The sequence below is a fragment of the Streptomyces sp. NBC_01171 genome (genome assembly GCF_045039805.1).
Lineage (GTDB): Bacteria > Actinomycetota > Actinomycetes > Streptomycetales > Streptomycetaceae > Streptomyces.
In genome coordinates, this window is the sequence record NZ_CP108609.1 from 3,905,469 (window position 1) to 3,924,288 (window position 18,820).

An 18,820-nucleotide genomic window follows, 5' to 3' on the forward strand; every position below is an offset into this window, starting at 1 on the left:
CCCCTCGGTTCCGGGGCACCGGCGTATCAGGGTCCCGTTTCTCAGGACAGTACGAAGGCGGCCGTCAGCAGGCCCGCGCCCGCGAGGGCCAGCAACCAGGCCGGGCGGGGCATCCGCATCCCGCCCGCGACCACCACCGAGGCCAGCAGCAGCGCCCCGCCCAGCGGCAGCCAGGCCAGCAGCACACCGGCCAGTCCCGCGCGCACGGCGACGTCCGTGCCGGGTTCGAGGACGACGTCGTAGCTGTGCCCCTCGCGCACCACCACCGACCGTTCGATCCGGACCAAGGGCCGCGCCGTGGCGCCCGGTGACAGCGGCTCGAACGTCCCCTCGCAGCGTTCCGGCAGACAGTCCGTCACCGTCAGCGTGCCGCGCTCGCGCCCCTTGGGCAGCATCGCGTGCTGCGCGGTCCCCCAGGACCCCCACACCCCGGCGAACACGATCAACGCGGCGAACAGCCCCGCGCCCATGACCCGCCCCCACCGGACGACGGACCCCGAACGCGCGGAACTGGCGGAGGCAGGCATGGCCGGGATCATTGGCCATACCTCTACGACGGGTCAACTCCGGGTGTGCGGCGGCCCGCGTCACGCGCCTTCGACGGGCCGGGCAGCGGGACGGAACCCGCACGAGAGGGCCGTGCGGGGGACAACTTGCCTAAGATGAAAGACAGGTGAACCCACGCGGTACGAGGGACATTCGGGGGAGAGCGATGAGTGCGCTGCTGTTCGTCCATGGCACCGGGGTCCGGCAACCCGCGTACGGGGAGACACTGGAACTGCTCCGCACCGAGCTGGCCGCCATCGCCCCCGGCGCCCACGTGCACGACTGCTACTGGGGCGACAGCTTCGGCGTCCCCGCCGACGTCGGCGCCGCCGCCCTGCCCGGCGCCCCCGTACCCGAAGCCCCGGCCGAGGAGCCCGTCCCGGAGGAGGAACTCGACCCCGAGGACCGCCAGGCCGTCGTCTGGGGCGCGCTCTACGACGATCCGCTCGCCGTACTGCGCCGCCCCGAATCCGACACGCCCGCGTTCGGCGACCGCTCCGGACCCGACGTCGAACACCGCGCCCGCGCACTGGCCGAGGACCCGCCCGAGCGACTCGCCCACCTCCTCGACCTCGCCGGGGTCCGCGCCGACTTCCTGGCCTCCCTGAGCGCCGTCCTCGACAGCGGACCCGGCCGCGACGCCCTCACCCACGGCCTCGGCCCCGGCCAACTGCCCCAGGCCGTCGCCACCGCCACCGTCGCCCACCTCCTCGGCGGCGCCCTGCGCCGGGGCACCCCCGTCCTGTGGACGGTCGACCAGCGCGACGAGGCCGTACGCCTCGTCACCGGCGAACTCGGCGGCCAGGCACGGGGGATCGGCCTCGGCGTGCTCGTGCTGCACGGCTGGGCCGCCCACCGCTTCGGTGTGATGCGGGCCGTGGAGAAGCGGCGCGCCTGGCTCATGACCCGCATCCACCCGCAGGCCGGCGACATCCTCAAGTACCTCGCCCGGGGCGGCGCCCTGCGCACCCTCATCAAGGACCGCGTCACCGCCGTCGCCCGCGAGCACGGCCCCGTCACCCTCCTCGCGCACAGCCTCGGCGGCATCGCCGCCGTCGACCTGCTCGCCCAGGAGGAACTGCCCGGCGTACGCCACCTGGTCACCGTCGGCTCCCAGGCCGCCCACCTGCACGAGATCGGCGCCCTGCCCGGCCTCGACCCCGGCAAGCCGCTGCCCGAACACTTCCCCGCCTGGACCAACGTCTACGACGCCCGCGACCTGCTCGGCTTTCCCGCCGAAGCCGTCTTCCCCACCCGCGTCACCGACCTCGAACTCAGCAGCGGCCAGCCCTTCCCCGCCGCCCACAGCGGCTACTTCCCCAACCCCGAGGTCCACCGACTGCTCGCCCGCCTCCTCGGGGCATGACCGGCACCCTCGAAGGCGTCGACCCGCGCTCCACGTACGCGATCCTCGTCGGCATCGAGAAGTACGAGAACGACGCCTACCTCGTCCCGCTGCCCGACAGCCCGGCCGTCGACGCCCTCGCCCATGCCGCCTGGCTGCGCGCGAGCGGGGTCCCGGCCGACCAGATCCGGCTGTGCCTGTCGGTGGCGGACGCCCGCCGGGAGAGCATCGAGGCCGAGGCCGCCGCGCTCGGCATCGAGGTGCGCGGCGCCACCCAGGCCGACATCTGGACCGTCCTGGACACCGAACTGCCCACCTGGAAGGGCGACCTGCTCTGGCTGGCCTGGAGCGGCCACGGCGTCCTCGACCCCGGCACCGGCGAGCAGTACCTCTTCTTCGCGGACGCCGTCCGCTTCCGCGAGTACACCCTGTCCACCGAGAACCTCCAGAACACCCTGCTGCACAACCCCCGCTACGCCGGCATCCCGCGCACCGTCCTCCTGGTCGACGCCTGCCGCCAGCACCGGCCCGACTTCACCGGCGCCGGCGGCTTCCGCTTCCCCGCCCCCACCCACCACAGCGCGGGCTCGGCACTGATGAGCCTGTACGCCACCCAGGACGGCGCCACCGCCTCCAACGGCCGCTCCGGCCGCGGCGGCGCCTTCAGCGGTGCCCTCCTCGCCGAACTCACCGCCGCCCCCGCCTGGCCACCCGACCCGCAGACCCTCATCGAACCCGTCCGCGCCCGCCTCACCGCCGACCGCACCCGGCAGACCCCTCACCTCGACGCCCGCCACTGGAACGGCGACCGCCGCGACTGGGGCCGCACCACCCCACGCCACGCCTCCGTCCTCACCCACGACCAGGCCCTGCACCGCATCGGCCGCAAAGGCCGCTACCTCAGCGACGACCACCTCCCCTACCTCCCCCCGGAGGACCCCCGGCACCCCGCCGCCCCCGCCAACCTCCTCGACCGGCTCGCCGACCCGCCCACCACCGAGTTCGGCGACCCCGTACGCGGCGTCCTGCTCACCGCGCCCTGGGGCGCCGGCAAGACCCGCACCTGCCTGGAGACCGCCAAACTCGCGCGGGAAGACGGCTGGCACGTCCTGCACATCGCCCAGCCCGAAGGCCGCACCGGCGCCGGCCGGCTCCTCGTCGACGACCTCGTGGACGAGATACGCCAGGACAGCGAGGAAGACCCCGAACGCCGCTTCCTCCTCGTCTTCGACTACCTCGACAGCCAGCGCTACCTCGACCTGCGCGCCCTCGCCGACGCCCTCGCCGCCGAAGACCCCGACGGCAGCCGCATCGCCTGCCTCGCCTCCGTACGCCCCGGCGCCCTCGACCTCGTCCACCAGCGCGGCTCCCAGGAACTCTTCGAGGAGATCCCGCTCGCCGCCGACGACCTCGACCAACGGGCCGTCGCCGCCCGCATCTTCGAACGCGTCGCCCCCGACGCCCTCAAAGCCTGGGGCTACGCCCGCATGGCCCGCGCCTGCGGCACCCGGCCCGTCCTCGCCCTGCTGCACGCCCTCGCCGTCGAGAAGAACCTGCAGAAACTCCTCACCGAAGGCGACACCGCCCCCGGCGGCCAGCGCTTCGAACCCACCGCCGCCCGCTCCGAGACCCTGCTGCAGTGGCTCCCCCGCCGCACCCGAGAAGGACTCAGCGCCGCCGACGGCGATCCCAAGGAGGAGCGCGCCCTGCTGCTCGCCGTCACCGTCGCCGCCCTCGCCTGCACCCAGCCCCGCGACGCCGTCGAGACCGCCGTCGACCGCTGCCTCACCCGCGCCGGCACCGACTTCGACGACGGCCAGAGCGTCGTCAACCGGCTCGTCGCCCTCGGCTGGCTGCTCCCCACCACCGACCTGCCGGACTCGGTGGAACTCATGCACGACATCGTCGCCGAGGCGTTCCTCCAGCAGACCTGCCTGCCCCGCGCCGTCGCCCTGCACGCCGCCTCACTGACCCAGCTCCTCGACACCTTCCTCGGCGACCTCCCCTCCTTCCGCCGCGCCGTCGAACACATCGGCCGCTGGGCCAAGGAACTCGAACCCGACCGGCAGCGCGAACTCGTCCGTGCCTGCGCCACCTGGACCGCCGACCGCGCACCCGCCCTCGTCGACATGCTCGTCACCGACCCCCAGGACGGCATGCGCGCCCTGACCGCCATGGTCTCCGACATCCCCTGGCGGCACGGCGTCATCGACACCTGGGACACCGTCGTCACCCCCTGGATGGACCGCGCCGACGACCCCGCCCTCGTCCGCACCTTCCTCACCGACGCCGTCCGCAACACCCGGCAGCCCCCCGAGAACCTCCTCGACTGCGCCCTGGCCTGGCTCGACCGCCACATCACCACCGCACCGGCCTCCCTCGCCCTCGTCAACGTCCTCGCCCGCGTCCCCGACCTCCCCGACGGCCGCCGCGCCGACCTCGACCGGCTCACCCACACCTGGCTCGCCACCCACGGCGACACCCCCGAGGCCCGCGACGCCCTGCGCGCCCTCCTCCAGCACGACGGCCACGGCCCCACGGTCCTGGCCGCCGCCCGGCGCACCGCCATCGCCCTCGCCCACCGCCTGCGCGACGACCTCGACACCGGCGAACTCCTCACCGTCCTCACCCACACCACCGGCGCCGGCACCGAAGGCTGGCCCGTCCTCACCGAATCCCTCCACGACTGGCTGCGCCGCCACACCACCCGCGAACGCGCCGCCTCCCTCTACGCCGCCGCCCTGCGCCACCCCGACCTCCCCGCCAGCAAGGCCGAACACCTCGCCAAGCTCGCCATCCGCTGGCTCGGCGGCCACGGCCGCAAGTCCGTCGCCGGACGCCTCCTGACCGTCCTCCTGGACCGCCCCGGCCTCCCCGCCCGCCAGGTCACCGACGCCACCCACCACGCCCACACCTGGCTCCAGGACCACGGCACCCGCAAAGGCGCCTCCTTCGTCCTCGCCCGCCTCCTCAACCACGCCCGCACCGGCATCCCCGTCGCCCCCGGCCACACCCTCGCCCACACCCTGACCTGGCTCGACCGCTACGCCGCCCACACCGCCGCCGACTACGTCCTGCGCCTCGCCCTGCGCGTACCGGCCAACGCCACCGCCGAACTGACCGCCGACACCGTCGCCGACCGCACCTTCGACCACGCCCTGACCTGGCTCGACCGCCACGGCGCCACCTCCGCCGACACCCAGGTCCTCGTCTACCTCCTCGGCCGCGCCCCCGAACTGACGGAACAACAGCTCGACCGCGCCACCACCATGGCCCTGCGCCGCCTCAAGCGCCCCCAGCCCCCCGAACCCAGCGACCGCTACCTGCTCCAGCACCTCCTCAAACGCGAAGAGCAGCCCCCCGACACCGAGGAACTGCTCCACACCGCCGCCCTGACCTGGCTCGACCTCCACGGCGAGGGCCCCGAAGCCGCCTACGTACTGCCCTCACTCATGGGCCGCGCCCGCGCCCACGACCGCCCCGACGACCTCGCCGAAGCCGTCGAACGCGTCCTGGACTGGCTCGAGACCCACCACACCGCCGACACCGCCGGCCGCGTCCTGCGCGTCCTGCTCATGTGCCAGGACGTCACCACCGCCACCCGCGACGCCACCACCGTCGCCCACCAGTCCTTCGAGCACACCCTCGCCTGGTACGACGCCCAGGAAGTCCCCGAGGACACCGACGACCTCGCCCACCTGCTCAAACCCCTGCACAGCGTCGCCCCCCGCGCCGGTGAACTCACCCCCGCGCAGGCCGAACGCGCCGCCCGCCACGTCATCACCTGCTACCGCGGCCAGCACCGCGGACCCGACACCGAGGAATGGCGCTACGCCCTCGACGGCGCCCTGAAGTTCCCCCCGCTGGAACCCGACACCGAGACCGCGCTCGTCCGCACCGCGAAGAAATGGCTCGGCCACCGCCACGACCAGCTCGCCGTCACCGACACCTTCACCCTCGCCCCCCTGCTCAGCAGGGTCCGCGAGGCCCCGGAACCCGACGGCGCCATCCTCCGCCTCACCCTCGGCTGGCTCAAACGGTTCGGCCGCACCCCCGAGGCCACCTTCCTCCTGCACCACCTGCTGAAGACGACGGCCCTGCCCCGCGACACCCTCGACACCGCCCTCGGCCACGCCGTCATCTGGCTGCGCGCCCACGGCACCCACCCCGGCGCCTCCTACATCATCGCGCCCGTCCTCACCCACCTGACAGAACGCGGCGGCTCCGACCGGGGCGCCGTCGACCACGCCATGGAGTGGCTGCGCGCCCACCCCCGGCTCGACGAGGCCCCCCAGCTCGGCGAGAGCACCTGGCGGGTCCTCAGCAGCCTCGCCGCCCACCCCGCCTCCGCGCCCCACCACCCCGAACTGCGCGAACGCGCCCGCATCTGGACCGCCGCCCACCCCGACGCACCCGAGCGCGCCGCCGAACTCACCGCCCTGCTCGCCCCCGGGAGCGCCCCGGACAGCGCGCCGGACGCTACGAGTTGTACGCCGACTGAGCCCGCTCCAACCCTTCGATGACCAGGCACTCCACCGCGTCCGCCGTGCGGTCCACGAAGTAGTCCAGTTCCTTGCGCTCGGCGGAGCCGAAGTCCTTCAGGACGAAGTCCGCGACCTGCATCCGGCCCGGCGGGCGCCCGATGCCGAAGCGGACGCGGTGGTAGTCGGGGCCCATCGCCTTCGTCATCGACTTCAGGCCGTTGTGCCCGTTGTCGCCGCCGCCCAGCTTCAGCCGCAGCGCGCCGTAGTCGATGTCCAGCTCGTCGTGGACCGCCACCACCTGGGAGAGCGGCACCTTGTAGAAGTCGCGCAGCGCGTTCACCGGACCGCCCGACAGGTTCATGTACGACATCGGCTTCGCCAGGATCACCCGCCGGTTCGCCGGACCCACCGGACCGATCCGGCCCTCCAGCACCTGCGCCTGCGCCTTGCCCGACCGCTTGAACTTCCCGCCGATCCGCTCCGCGAGCAGATCCACCGCCATGAAACCGACGTTGTGCCGGTTCATCGCGTACTCCGGCCCCGGATTACCGAGCCCGACCACCAGCCAAGGGGCGTTTGCGGGGGTACTCAACGAGACCCACTCTCCTCGATATGCGCCAGCCGCCGCCCCCAGGGGTCGGGGACGGCGGCTGACGAATGACTACTTCGGTGAAGGTGCGGCTCAGGCCTCGGCGGACTCTTCGCCCTCGACGGCGGCCTCTTCCCCGGCCGGCTCCTCGACCTGGGCGGCCAGGACCTGGAGGACGACGGCGTCGTCCTCGACGGCCAGGGAGACACCCTTGGGGAGCTCGATGTCCTTGGCGTGGACGGAGGCACCGGCCTCCAGGCCCTCGACGGAGACCGTCACGGACTCGGGGATGTGGGTGGCCTCGGCCTCGACCGGCAGCGCGTTCAGCACGTGCTCGAGCAGGTTGCCGCCCGGGGCCAGCTCGCCCTCGGCGACGACCGGGATCTCGACGGTGACCTTCTCGCCACGCTTGACCAGCAGCAGGTCGACGTGCTCCAGGAAGCCCTTCAGCGGGTCGCGCTGCACGGACTTCGGGATCGCCAGCTCGTTGGTCTTGCCGTCGATGTCCAGAGCGATCAGGACGTTCGGCGTACGCAGCGCCAGCAGCAGCTCGTGGCCCGGCAGGGTCAGGTGCAGCGGGTCGGAACCGTGGCCGTAAAGGACACCGGGAACCTTGTTGTCACGGCGGATGCGACGGGCGGCACCCTTGCCGAACTCGGTGCGGGACTCGGCGGTGAGCTTGACCTCGGACATACGGATCACTCCTCGTACAGGTAGATCGGACGGTCACCCGGCCACGAACGGCCTGCTACGAAGAGCGCGTCGATAACGGACAACCGGCACCCGTGGAACACACGAGCGCGGCCTCCCTCGCCGAGCAACTGTCGCAGTCTACTCGGCAAGGGGGCCGCGCCCAAAAGGATCTTCCGCCGCCCCGTCACCGGGCCGGCAGAAACCTCACTGCTCGTCGAAGAGGCTCGTCACCGAACCGTCCTCGAACACCTCACGCACCGCGCTGGCGATCGTCCCGGCGATCGACAGCACCGTGATCTTGTCCAGGTCCGCCGCCAGCTCACCCGGCGTCGGCAGCGTGTCGGTGAACACGAACTCGCTCACCCGAGAGTTCTTCAGCCGGTCCGCCGCCGGACCCGACAGCACACCGTGCGTCGCCGTCACGATGACGTCCTCGGCGCCGTGCGCGAACAGCGCGTCCGCGGCCGCGCAGATCGTGCCACCGGTGTCGATCATGTCGTCCACCAGCACGCAGATGCGGCCCTCGACATCACCCACGACCTCGTGCACCGTGACCTGGTTCGCCACGTCCTTGTCCCGGCGCTTGTGCACGATCGCCAGCGGCGCGCCCAGACGGTCGCACCAGCGGTCGGCCACCCGCACCCGGCCCGCGTCCGGCGAGACCACGGTCAGCTTCGACCGGTCCACCTTCGCGCCCACGTAGTCCGCCAGCAGCGGCAGCGCGAACAGGTGGTCCACCGGACCGTCGAAGAAGCCCTGGATCTGGTCCGTGTGCAGATCCACGGTCAGGATGCGGTGCGCACCCGCCGTCTTCATCAGGTCCGCGATCAGACGCGCCGAGATCGGCTCACGGCCACGGTGCTTCTTGTCCTGCCGGGCGTACCCGTAGAACGGCACGATCACCGTGATGGAGCGCGCCGACGCCCGCTTCAGCGCGTCGATCATGATCAACTGCTCCATGATCCACTTGTTGATCGGCGCCGTGTGGCTCTGGATCAGGAAACAGTCCGCGCCTCGCGCCGACTCCTGATAACGCACATAGATCTCACCGTTGGCGAAGTCGAACGCCTTCGTCGGGACGACCCCCACGCCGAGCTTGTGAGCGACCTCCTCGGCAAGTTCGGGGTGGGCGCGGCCGGAGAAGAACATCATCTTCTTCTCGCCGGTCGTCTTGATCCCGGTCACAGCACTGTCTCCTCAGAGGTTCTCAGCCAGCCGCCGGCCAAGCGACCTCTCGACGGGGCACGAGAGGGCCGAATCGGCTGGTAGGGGTGCGGTTGTGCACTTATCACGGTACGCCGTGTTTGACGCAGCCGTTTCCGACGAGCCTTCCCTCAGCCCTCGTCCACGCCCGGCCGGGACGCCGCCTCCGCCGCCTTCGCGGCCGCGCTCCCGGGACGCTTACGAGCCACCCAGCCCTCGATATTCCGCTGCTGACCACGGGCCACGGCCAGCGCACCGGGCGGCACATCCTTCGTGATCACGGACCCCGCGCCGGTGTACGCGCCGTCCCCGACCGTGACAGGAGCCACAAACATGTTGTCCGAACCGGTCTTGCAATGCGACCCCACCGTCGTGTGGTGCTTGCTCTCACCGTCGTAGTTCACGAACACACTCGCCGCGCCGATGTTCGTGAAGTCACCGATCGTCGCGTCCCCCACGTACGACAGATGCGGAACCTTCGTCCCCTCACCGATCGACGCGTTCTTCGTCTCCACGTACGTACCGACCTTCGACCTCACCCCCAGCCGCGTACCCGGCCGCAGATACGCGTACGGACCCACCGTCGCGCCCTCGCCGACCACCGCGCCGTCCGCCACCGTGTTGTCCACGCGCGCGCCCGCGCCCACCACCGTGTCGTTCAGGCGGCTGTTCGGGCCGACCTCCGCGCCCTCCGCGATCCGCGTCGCACCGGTGAGCTGCGTACCCGGGTGCACCACCGCGTCCCGGCCGAAGCCGACCGTCACGTCCACCCACGTCGTCGCCGGGTCCACCACCGTCACGCCGTCCAGCATCGCGGCCGTCAGCAGACGGTCGTTCAGCGTCCGGCGGGCCTCGGAGAGCTGCACCCGGTTGTTGATCCCGGCGATCTCCCGGTGGTCACCCGCCACCGACGCGCCCACCCGGTGCCCGGCCGCCCGCAGGATGCCCAGCACATCGGTCAGGTACTCCTCGCCCTGGCTGTTGTCCGTGCGCACCTGCTTCAGCGCGTCCGCCAGCAGCCGGCCGTCGAACGCGAACACACCGCTGTTGATCTCACGGATCGCCCGCTGCTCGTCGGTCGCGTCCTTGTGCTCCACGATCGCGGTCACCGCGCCGCTCGCGCCGTCCCGCACGATCCGGCCGTAACCGGTCGCGTCCGGGACCTCGGCGGTCAGCACGGTCACGGCGTTGCCGTCCGCCTGGTGCGTGCCGGTGAGGGCCGCCAGGGTGTCCGCGGTCAGCAGGGGGGTGTCGCCGCAGACCACCACGACGGTCCCGTCCACCGGGCCGCCCAGCTCCTCCAGCGCCATCCGCACCGCGTGCCCGGTGCCGTTCTGCTGCTCCTGCACGGCCGTACGGACCTCGGGGTCGATCTCGGCGAGGTGCGCGGCGACCTGCTCACGGGCGTGGCCGACGACGACCACCAGCTCGGCGGGGTCCAGCTCACGGGAGGCGGCCAGCACATGACCGACCAGGGAGCGGCCGCAGATCTGGTGCAGGACCTTCGGTGTGGCCGACTTCATACGGGTGCCCTCACCCGCTGCGAGAACGACGACGGCTGCCGGGCGAATGGCGCTCACGGAGTTGCCTTTCGGCTCTGGGAAGAGGTGGTGACTGGCGGCAGAATACCGGGGGGCTTTTCGGCGGACATGAGAGCGGGTCCCGCCGGGGGTGTGCCGGTCAGGACCCGAACTTTCGAAACGTGGGCGCTGTGGCTCCCCCGCAAGGATTCGAACCTTGTCCTGCTGGTACCAAAAACCAGTGTGCTGCCAGTTACACCACGGGGGACAGCGCGTCAGACCTTACCCGAGACGCGCTTGAGCACGGGTCACGATCCCACCCCACCAGCCCTCGACCCGGTTGTACAGCTCCGCGCTCCGCGCGACGTCCACGACCAGGCACCCGTGATAGCCGACTCCCGTGTTCTTCCGGACCGTTCGGGGGTTGTGCCGTTTCAGTGTCGGCCTGGCCAGGTCCGACACGTCCACCCCGGCCACCCCGGCCCAGAACCGCTGGGCCGCCGGCACGTCCGCCGACTCGTGGATGAGCACCCGGAAACCCAGCCGCTCCCGCTCCACGCCGAGCAGGTCGAGCCAGGCGAGGTAGGTGCGGATCACTCCCGTGTCGCTGTTCACGAACACGAGCCGTTCGCGGCGGTTGTAGGGCTTGCTCTTCTGGCCCTCCGCCCAGTACAGAGCCACTCCGGCCAGGAAGAGCTCGCGGTCCGTCAGCTCCCCGATCTCCTCCCGCGCCGAGGCCCTGGCCTCCTCGAGCCGCTCACGCCCAGCGGCTCGGTACCGCTCCAGCCCCTCGCGCATGAGCGCCTGCTGTTCCTCGGGGGTGTATTTCGGGGTCGGCTTCGGCAGGTCCCTCACCCACAGGGAGACCGAGCTGCGGGAGCAGCCGAGGGCGGCTTCGATCTGGTCGTAGGTGCAGCCCTGGCGGCGGAGGTCGCGGGCGCGTTCCCGGAGGTCGTCCTTGGCGTTGGGGCGCCTCGTCCACTCCGGGGCCGGTTCGCCGTGGACGAGGCGGTTGAGGAGGTCGTTGTTGTGGACCTTCAGGTGGTCGCGGATCTGGCGGAGGCTCATGCCCTGACGGCGGAGGGCGATCGCCTGGGCGCGGAGGTTCTCGAAGTCGGCGTACTTGGAGGTTTTGCCTGATGAATGTGCCACTTGCATATCATCCGGGCGGAATGTGAGCCTCCGGGAGCCCGTGCGGCGGAGTTCAGTAGTTCGAGTGACGGAGGGGGCCGCGGCCCGGACGGGTAGGGGAAAGTCACCGGAAATGCCGCCGGGGGCGCCCGTAGGCTGGAGGGCATGACCACGACGGGGGAAGACCACACCAGGGCGCCGACCGGCCCGTGGTGGTGGGAGAGACGGCGCGGTGCGGTGCTGGACGTCGGCCTGGGGCTGGCGTCGGCGGTGGAGTGCGGCGCGGAGGGCGTGCCGTTCGCGCGGGACGCGGGCGTGCCGCTGTGGCTCGGTGTCGTGTTCGGGCTGCTGGCGGGTTCGGTGCTGCTGGTGCGCCGGAAGTGGCCGGTCGCGGTGGTCCTGGTGGCGATCGCGGTGACGCCCGCCCAGATGGGTTTCCTGATGGGCATCGTCGGCCTGTACACGCTGGCGGCGTGCGAGCTGCCGCGCCGGGTGATCGTGGCGCTGGCGGGCATGTCGCTGGTGGGCACGATGATCGTGACGTTCGTGCGGGTGCGCCAGGACATGGCGCGCGGGGACCTGACGCTGGGCGACTGGTTCGTGCCGTTCGCCGCGGTGACCACCTCGCTGGGCCTGACGGCGCCTCCGCTGCTGCTGGGGCTGTACGTGGGTGCCCGGCGCCGGCTGATGGAGAGCCTGCGGGAGCGGGCGGACAGTCTGGAGCGTGAGCTGCAGTTGCTCGCGGAGCGGGCGGAGGAGCGTGCGGAGTGGGCGCGCGGCGAGGAGCGCACGCGGATCGCGCGGGAGATGCACGACGTGGTGGCGCACCGGGTGAGTCTGATGGTGGTGCACGCGGCGGCGTTGCAGGCGGTGGCCCGTAAGGACCCGGAGAAGGCGGTGCGGAACGCGGCGCTGGTGGGGGACATGGGCCGGCAGGCGCTCACCGAGCTGCGGGAGATGCTCGGGGTGCTGCGGTCGGGGGACTCCGGGGAGGCGGTGCGGCGGCGCGTGGAGCCCGGGCCGGTGCGGGTGCCGTTGGCCGCGGTGGGGGTCGCGGCGGCGGAGGCGGCGTCGAAGGCGGCGGCCGAGGTGGTCGTGGTGGACGGGCCGTGTCTGTCGGAGCTGGAGGAGCTGGTGGGGCAGTCGGCGGCGGCCGGGATGGTGGTGGCGCTGTCGGTGGAGGGTGAGCTGCGGTCGTATCCGGCGGAGGTGGAGCAGACCGCGTACCGGGTGGTGCAGGAGGCGTTGACGAACGTGCACAAGCATGCGGCGGGTGCGAAGACGTATGTGCGGCTCGCCCATCGGTCGACGGAGATCGCGATGCAGGTGGAGAACGATTCGCCGCCAGAGCCGGGGTCGGCGTCGGCGGGGTTGCCGTCGGGCGGCAACGGTCTGCTGGGGATGCGGGAGCGGGTCGTGGCGCTGGGGGGCGTGTTCGTGTCGGGGCCGACGGATGCCGGGGGTTTCCGGGTGTCGGCGGTGATTCCGGCCGCTTAGGGGCCGCGTTTTCCGGTGGCCGCTCATGTCGCTTTCGCCGTCCAATCCTCGGTACGTGCTGAATCCACCCATTGGATGAACGTGTCCGCCGTGCGGCATGCGGGGGGCTTCTCCGACGCAGTGTGTCGGTGCGTGCCGAGGGGTTCGGGGCGAGCCGACGGAAGGGTTCGGGGAAGTCATGCGTGCTGAGGCCATCGACCGGGTGACGCTGGTGTTCTCGCTGTTCGACGCGAATGGCAACGGTCATCTGGACCCGGAGGACTTCGAGCTGATGGCGTCGCGGGTGACGGCGGTGGCGGAGGGGTCGGGGGAGGGTGCGCGGGCGCGGATGTCGGCGGCGTTCCAGCGGTACTGGGAGACGCTGGAGGCGGAGCTGGACGCGGACGGGGACGGGCGGATCACGCTGGAGGAGTACCGGGCGTGTGTGCTGGCGCCGGAGCGGTTCGGGGGGACGGTGCGGGAGTTCGCGGAGGCGCTGGCGGCGCTGGGTGATCCGGACGGGGACGGGGCGATCGAGCGGCCGTTGTTCACGGCGTTGATGCGGGCGATCGGTTTCGCGGGTCCGAACATCGAGGCGCTGTTCGACGCGTTCGGTCCGGACGGGGAGGACCGGATCGCGGTGGCGACGTGGGTGGCGGGGATCGAGGACTTCTACGCGCCGGACAAGGCGGGGATTCCGGGGGACCACCTGGTGGGCGCGGCGGTCTGAGGCGGGGGCGGTCGGTTCGGGGAGAGGGGCGGTCCGGGGTGACGGTCGTGGGGCTCGCCGTGGGGCGGGGGACGGGCGCGGAGGTGGCCGGGGTCTTCGAGCGGGTGCTGGGGCATCTGGCGGGGGCGTTCGGGGTGCCGGTGCGGGTGGAGCGTTCGGAGCGGGTCTACCACTCGTATGTGTCGCTGCGGGGTGAGGCGCCGGAGCGGATCGCGGCGCTGACGGAGGAGGACGCGGCGCATTACGAGGGGTTCTGCCGGGGGCTGGCGGGCCGGGGGGTCTCGGCGGTGTTCCGTACGGCGATCAACGCGCAGTCGTTGTATCTGGTGCGGCAGCGGTTGCGTGCGGTGAAGGTGGACGGGCTGGGGGGTCCGCCGGGCGGGGTGGCGCCGGAGCTGCTGCTGGTGCGGGATCAGGCGCAGGGGTTCTACACGGGGGAGAACCGGCATGAGCCGGGGCGGGTGGTGCGGACGATGGAGTTCGGTGAGGCGGTCACGAACGAGGTGATCGACTGCGCGCTGGCGCGGGCGCGGCTGGTGTGGCCCGGGGGTGGGGCGGGGCGGGTGGTGATGGCGTACAAGTTCCATCTGCTGGACGGGGCGCTGGACGACTGGGTGCGGCGGGCGGCGGAGCGGCACGGGGTGGAGATCCGGTTGTGCCAGCCGGACACGGTGAACCGGGATCTGATCGCGCACGGTCTGCCGCCGGGGACGGTGGTGGTGGCGGGGAACGAGTGGGCGGACATCATGCATGTGGTGCTGCTGGACCGGTTCGGGGGTGAGCGGCAGGAGAGCCGGTTCACGGAGAACGTGCATCTGCTGCCGGAGGTGGCGGGGCTGGTGGAGTTCCAGACGGTGCACGGCTCGGCGGACGATCTTGAGGGCCGTGACCTGGTGAATCCGGTGGCGACGGTCCGGGCGGCGGCGGCCGTGGCGGAGCGGCACGTGGGGTGTGCGGGGGCGGTGGCCGCGGTGGAGGGGGCGCTGGCGGGGCTGGCGGCGCGGGGGGTGGGCACGGCCGATGTGGGGGGTTCGGCGTCGACCGGTGAGGTGGTGGCCGGGGTGCTGGAGGGGCTGGGGGTGGCGGGGCCGGGGGCGGGGGCGGACACGCTGGTGGCGGGGGCGTGAGCGGGGCGGGCGGTGTGGTGCTGGTGGTGGTCGATCTGCAGAACGACTTCTGCGACGCGTCGGCCGCCGCCCGCCACGGGAGCGATGCGGGGGTGCTGGGGGATGCGGCGGGGGCCGCGGCCGGGGTGGTGGAGCAGGCACGGGCGGCCGGGGTGGAGGTGGTCTTCGTCCGCTTCCTGGGGGACGTGGCGCATCAGGGGCCGAGCTGGCGGCGGCGGGACCGGGTGCTGGGCAAGCGGGCGAAGTGTGTGGCGGGGAGCAGGGGCGCGGAGTTCCACGGGGTGGTGCCGGCCGCGGGGGAGGCGGTGTTCACCAAGTACGCGTGTTTCGACGCGTTCCTGGCGGAGGGGTTCGAGGGGTACCTGCGGGAGCGGGGGGTGGTGCGGCTGGTGTTCGCGGGGGTGTTCACCGATGTGTGTGTGGATTCGACGGCGCGGACGGCGTTCCAGAAGGGGTTCGAGGTGTCGGTGCTGACGGACTGCACGACGCCGTTGCATCTGCCGGAGCCGGTGATCCTGTCTTTCATGCGGCGGGTGTACGGGGCCCGGCTGACGACGCGGGCGGACCCGGAGCTGTGGGCCGTGTGTCCCTCGACCGAGGAGGAACCATCGCAAGCGTCGGTACGGCCGGCCGGTCCGGTGCCGGTGACTTCGGAGTGGACGCGGGGGTAGGGGTGACCGCGCTGCTGGTGGCGGCGGCGCGGGCGATCGAGGCGCGCCGTCCGGACGCGCTGGCGCGTGATCCGTACGCGGAGTGCTTCGTGCGGGCGGCGCCGGTGTCGGCGCTCTGGCCGGTGTCTCCCGAGGAGGTGCCGCGTGGGGAGGCCGATCCGGTGTGGGGGCGCTTAGCCCGGTACTTCGGGCTGCGGACGCGGGTGCTGGACGACGCGCTGCGGCAGGCGGCGCGGGCCGGGACGCGGCAGTTCGTGCTGCTGGGGGCGGGGTTGGACACGCGGGCGTTCCGGCTGGACTGGCCGTCGGGCAGCACGGTGTGGGAGGTGGACCGGCCCGGTGTGCTCGGCTTCAAGGAGCGGGTGCTGGCGGAGGCGGGTGCGGTGCCGTCGGCCGGGCGGGTGCCGGTGCCGGTGGATCTGCGCGGCGACTGGGCGGGGGCGCTGCTCGGCGCCGGTCTGCGGCCGGGGCTGCCGACGGCGTGGCTGGCCGAGGGGCTGCTGCTGTATCTCCCGGCGGACGCCGAGCGCCGGCTCGTAGGTGTGGTGGACGAGTTGAGCGCGCCGGGCAGCATGCTCGGCTACGAGGTGAAGCTGCTGAAGGAGGCCCGCGCGGTGCGGGACAGCCCGGTGTACGCGGAGGCGCGGGAGCGGCTGGGGGTGGACCTGCCGGCGCTGTTCGACGGTGATCCGCGTCCGGATTCGGCGGCGGATCTTGCGGGCCGGGGCTGGCGGACCGAGGTGGGGACGCCGTACGACCATGTGCGCCGGTACGGGCGGGGGCCGCGGCCGGAGCCGGACGACGCGCTGGCCGCCAACCGCTGGGTGTTCGCGGTGAAGGGCGCGGCGGGGGTCAGCCGGTGGTGAGGCGGACGGGCTGGGTGCCGGCGATGAGCGCGGTCAGCGCGTGGTCGATGTCGGGGCCGAGGTACCAGTCGCCGGTGTGGTCGAGGGTGTAGACGCGGCCCTGGGTGTCGATGGCGAGGAGGGCGGCGGTGTCGGTCTCCTCGCCCAGCGGGCTGAGTTCGGTGGCCAGCGCGCGGCCGAGGTCGCCGAGGGTGCGGGCGAGGTGCAGGCCCTGGAGCGGGTCGAGGTGGAGGTTGGCCGGGGCGATCTGGCGGCCGGTTCCGGTGGGGGTGATGTGGAGTCCGCCGAACTCGGCCCAGGCTTCGACGGCGGCGGGGAAGACGGCGTGCCGGTGGCCGGCGGGGGAGAGGTGTTCGCGCAGGGTGTCGGCCCAGATCTCGGCCTGCTTTATGTCCCAGCGGCCGGGGTGCCAGCCCGCGGTGCGCAGCGCGTTGTCGACGGCGCCGGGGAAGCGGGGTGCGGTGCCGCCCGGCCCGTGGGGTGCGGTGAGCCGGGGGGATGAGGTGCGGTCGGAGTGCATCTGCCCTGTCGATCGTCGTGCTGGTGAGCTGGCTTCGGGGGCCCGGCGGGGGCGGGGCGGGATCAGTCGCCGGTGGTGGCCGGGTCGACGACGCGGACGCCGAAGTGGGCGCTGAGGGCGGCGCAGGCGCGGCAGGGGGTGGCGAAGCTGCCGTGCAGGGGGTCGCCGTCCTCGCGTATGCGGCGGGCGGTGAGCTTGGCGTGCTTCAGGGACTTGCGGGCCTCGCCGTTGGTCATGGGGCGGCGGGCGGAGCGCCTGCTGCGGGCGGCGTCGGCGGCGGTGAGGTGCCGGGAGATGAGGATCGTCTCGGCACACCGTCCGGTGAAGCGGTCGCGCTGGCTGCTGGTGAGGGTGTCGAGGAAGTCCTGCACGAGGTGGTGCAGGGGGGCGGGCTGGTCGCCGCGGGCGGCGGTGCCGGTGAGGGTGGCGCCGCGGACGGAGAGGGCGGCGGCGACGGCGGGCAGGATGCCGTCGCGGCGGTGCAGCAGGGCGGGGGCGGGAGGTTCGTTGCTGTCGCTCCAGCCGATGCGGGGGTCACCGGCCCGCACGTCGGTACCTCCGGTCGGCATCGTGTTCATGGTCGTCTTCCCTCCCCTGGGCCTGCGCCCGGAGGACACAGAGTGCCAAATGCCGTGGCGGCTGCGGAAGCTGGGGCGGTGCGACACGCCAGGGCAAGGCTCCGCCGTCACGTGCGGTGACGGTTGGTCACACAAGTGACGGGCTCTCGCGGGGGTGTTCGAGAGGGTGGGGCGGAGGACCGGGGTCCGGTGGGCCGGTGACCGGTGTACGTGTACCGCATAGGCTGTCGGCACCGCGCCGGGGCGCGGGCAAGGGCGTCGGTGACGTTGAAGACAGTCGGATACGGGTCGGGGCGTCCCGGCTCGTACAGAGTGCCGCAGGGGGCAACCGCCATGACGACAGGTCGGCTCGGGCAGGAAGCCGCGCCGCCGAACGCGGCCTATGCCGGGCAGGTCGTGCACTTCCCGGACCCGGTGCGGGCGGCCCGCCATCCGCGCGGGGTGCGGATCGACGAGCACGGTCATCCCGACTTCGCGCCGTACGCGCGCGCGGCGGCCGAGATCGCGGAGCCCCCGCAGGGGTTCGGCGTCGACGAACTGCGGCTGACCGACTACGTGTCGGCGAACGCGGTGCTCGCGGCGTCGGGGCACGAGCTGTGGGACACGGTGCCGGAGGTGGCGACGCCGCACGGCTGGACGTGGCACCACGTGGCCAACTCCCGGCGGCTGGAGCTGATCCCGGTCGAGGTGAAGGCGCTGCTGCGGCACCACGGCGGGGTGGCGACGGCGGTGGTGGACCACGCCAAGCGCGGCACCCGCCCGCTGAACGAGACGCGTCCGGCGCACTTCACGCTCCCCAAGTCCGGTGTCGCGGTGACGGAGTCGCAGGTGCAGGGCGTCGAGGAGGACCTCGGCTACCGGCTGCCCGGCGCCTACCGGTCGTTCCTGAAGGCGGCCGGCGGCTGCGCCCCCGTGGGCGCCGCGCTCGACGCCGAGCTGGGCCTGCTGCTGGACCAGCCGTTCTTCACCGTCCGCGACGAGGCCGCGGTCAACGACCTGGTGTACGTGAACAAGTGCCTGCGCGACCACCTGACCAAGGACTACCTGGGCGTCGCGTTCGTCCAGGGCGGCCTGGTCGCGGTGAAGGTGAAGGGCGAGCGGGCCGGCTCGGTGTGGTTCTGCGCGTACGACGACGTACGGGACACCGACCCGTCGTGGTCGGCGGCGGAGCGCGTGGAGCGGCTGCTGCTGCCCTGCGGCGACGACTTCGACGCGTTCCTGTCCCGGCTGGCCGGTGATCCGCCGGAGCTGGACACGGTGGCGAGTCTGATGGTGGACGGCGGCTTCGCGCACGCCGTCCCGGTGTCTGCGGCGTCCTCGGCGCCGACGGGGGAGTGAGGT

General features: G+C 72.7%; 16 protein-coding genes and 1 tRNA gene. 8 read left to right on the forward strand and 9 right to left on the reverse strand.

Annotation, left to right across the window (positions count from 1 at the left end):
- Positions 1–41: 41 nt before the first annotated feature.
- Positions 42–539, reverse strand: coding sequence for a hypothetical protein (locus tag OG448_RS18160; protein WP_405555101.1), 498 nt, complete (start codon positions 537–539; stop codon positions 42–44).
- A gap of 173 nt (positions 540–712) precedes the next feature.
- Here OG448_RS18160 and OG448_RS18165 point away from each other — a divergent pair, with 173 nt between their 5' ends.
- Together OG448_RS18165 and OG448_RS18170 are read left to right on the forward strand one after the other, a co-directional pair.
- On the forward strand, positions 713–1,912 hold the full coding sequence (locus tag OG448_RS18165) for a hypothetical protein (protein WP_405555103.1): 1,200 nt from the start codon (positions 713–715) through the stop codon (positions 1,910–1,912).
- The gene (locus tag OG448_RS18170) at positions 1,909–6,414 is read left to right on the forward strand and encodes a hypothetical protein (RefSeq protein ID WP_405555104.1); all 4,506 of its coding nucleotides are present in this window, start codon (positions 1,909–1,911) and stop codon (positions 6,412–6,414) included. Before OG448_RS18165 ends, OG448_RS18170 begins: the two co-directional genes overlap by 4 nt.
- Here the strand turns inward: OG448_RS18170 and pth are convergent.
- The 6 genes from pth to OG448_RS18200 form a co-directional block, all read right to left on the reverse strand.
- Positions 6,371–6,967 (reverse strand): aminoacyl-tRNA hydrolase, encoded by a 597-nt coding sequence (gene pth, locus OG448_RS18175; protein WP_405555105.1) that lies wholly within the window; start codon positions 6,965–6,967, stop codon positions 6,371–6,373. The two genes, OG448_RS18170 and pth, sit on opposite strands and share 44 nt — an antisense overlap.
- Positions 6,968–7,057: 90 nt before the next feature.
- On the reverse strand, positions 7,058–7,657 hold the full coding sequence (locus tag OG448_RS18180; protein ID WP_405555106.1) for a 50S ribosomal protein L25/general stress protein Ctc: 600 nt from the start codon (positions 7,655–7,657) through the stop codon (positions 7,058–7,060).
- A 204-nt stretch (positions 7,658–7,861) separates the two neighbouring features.
- Positions 7,862–8,842 carry a ribose-phosphate diphosphokinase gene (locus OG448_RS18185; protein WP_391298906.1) on the reverse strand — a complete coding sequence of 327 codons (981 nt, stop codon included), beginning with the start codon at positions 8,840–8,842 and terminating at the stop codon, positions 7,862–7,864.
- Between the two features lie 149 nt (positions 8,843–8,991).
- Positions 8,992–10,440: a bifunctional UDP-N-acetylglucosamine diphosphorylase/glucosamine-1-phosphate N-acetyltransferase GlmU gene (gene glmU, locus OG448_RS18190; RefSeq protein ID WP_405555107.1), complete on the reverse strand. Its 1,449-nt coding sequence runs from the start codon at positions 10,438–10,440 to the stop codon at positions 8,992–8,994.
- 132 nt (positions 10,441–10,572) lie between these two features.
- Positions 10,573–10,648 (reverse strand) — tRNA-Gln (locus tag OG448_RS18195).
- A 14-nt stretch (positions 10,649–10,662) separates the two neighbouring features.
- Positions 10,663–11,538: a hypothetical protein gene (locus OG448_RS18200; RefSeq protein ID WP_405555108.1), complete on the reverse strand. Its 876-nt coding sequence runs from the start codon at positions 11,536–11,538 to the stop codon at positions 10,663–10,665.
- A 138-nt stretch (positions 11,539–11,676) separates the two neighbouring features.
- On the opposite strand from OG448_RS18200, the gene OG448_RS18205 reads away from it, so the two are divergent.
- From OG448_RS18205 to OG448_RS18225, 5 genes are all read left to right on the forward strand, one after another.
- Positions 11,677–13,008 (forward strand): sensor histidine kinase, encoded by a 1,332-nt coding sequence (locus OG448_RS18205; RefSeq protein ID WP_405555109.1) that lies wholly within the window; start codon positions 11,677–11,679, stop codon positions 13,006–13,008.
- A gap of 178 nt (positions 13,009–13,186) precedes the next feature.
- A complete protein-coding gene (locus OG448_RS18210) occupies positions 13,187–13,717 on the forward strand; it encodes an EF-hand domain-containing protein (protein WP_405555110.1) in 531 nt (176 codons plus the stop codon).
- Between the two features lie 38 nt (positions 13,718–13,755).
- A complete protein-coding gene (locus OG448_RS18215; RefSeq protein WP_405555111.1) occupies positions 13,756–14,844 on the forward strand; it encodes an isocitrate/isopropylmalate family dehydrogenase in 1,089 nt (362 codons plus the stop codon).
- Entirely contained in the window at positions 14,841–15,515 is a 675-nt protein-coding gene (locus tag OG448_RS18220) for a cysteine hydrolase family protein (RefSeq protein WP_405555112.1), read from the forward strand. Before OG448_RS18215 ends, OG448_RS18220 begins: the two co-directional genes overlap by 4 nt.
- Entirely contained in the window at positions 15,500–16,381 is an 882-nt protein-coding gene (locus OG448_RS18225; RefSeq protein WP_405555113.1) for an SAM-dependent methyltransferase, read from the forward strand. Before OG448_RS18220 ends, OG448_RS18225 begins: the two co-directional genes overlap by 16 nt.
- Here OG448_RS18225 and OG448_RS18230 read toward each other — a convergent pair.
- Positions 16,368–16,901, reverse strand: coding sequence for an SUKH-3 domain-containing protein (locus OG448_RS18230; protein WP_135787635.1), 534 nt, complete (start codon positions 16,899–16,901; stop codon positions 16,368–16,370). The genes OG448_RS18225 and OG448_RS18230 overlap by 14 nt on opposite strands.
- Positions 16,902–16,963: 62 nt before the next feature.
- Positions 16,964–17,479 (reverse strand): YwqJ-related putative deaminase, encoded by a 516-nt coding sequence (locus OG448_RS18235; RefSeq protein WP_405555114.1) that lies wholly within the window; start codon positions 17,477–17,479, stop codon positions 16,964–16,966.
- A 333-nt stretch (positions 17,480–17,812) separates the two neighbouring features.
- Here OG448_RS18235 and OG448_RS18240 point away from each other — a divergent pair, with 333 nt between their 5' ends.
- The gene (locus OG448_RS18240) at positions 17,813–18,817 is read left to right on the forward strand and encodes an SMI1/KNR4 family protein (protein WP_405555115.1); all 1,005 of its coding nucleotides are present in this window, start codon (positions 17,813–17,815) and stop codon (positions 18,815–18,817) included.
- Positions 18,818–18,820 lie beyond the last annotated feature (3 nt).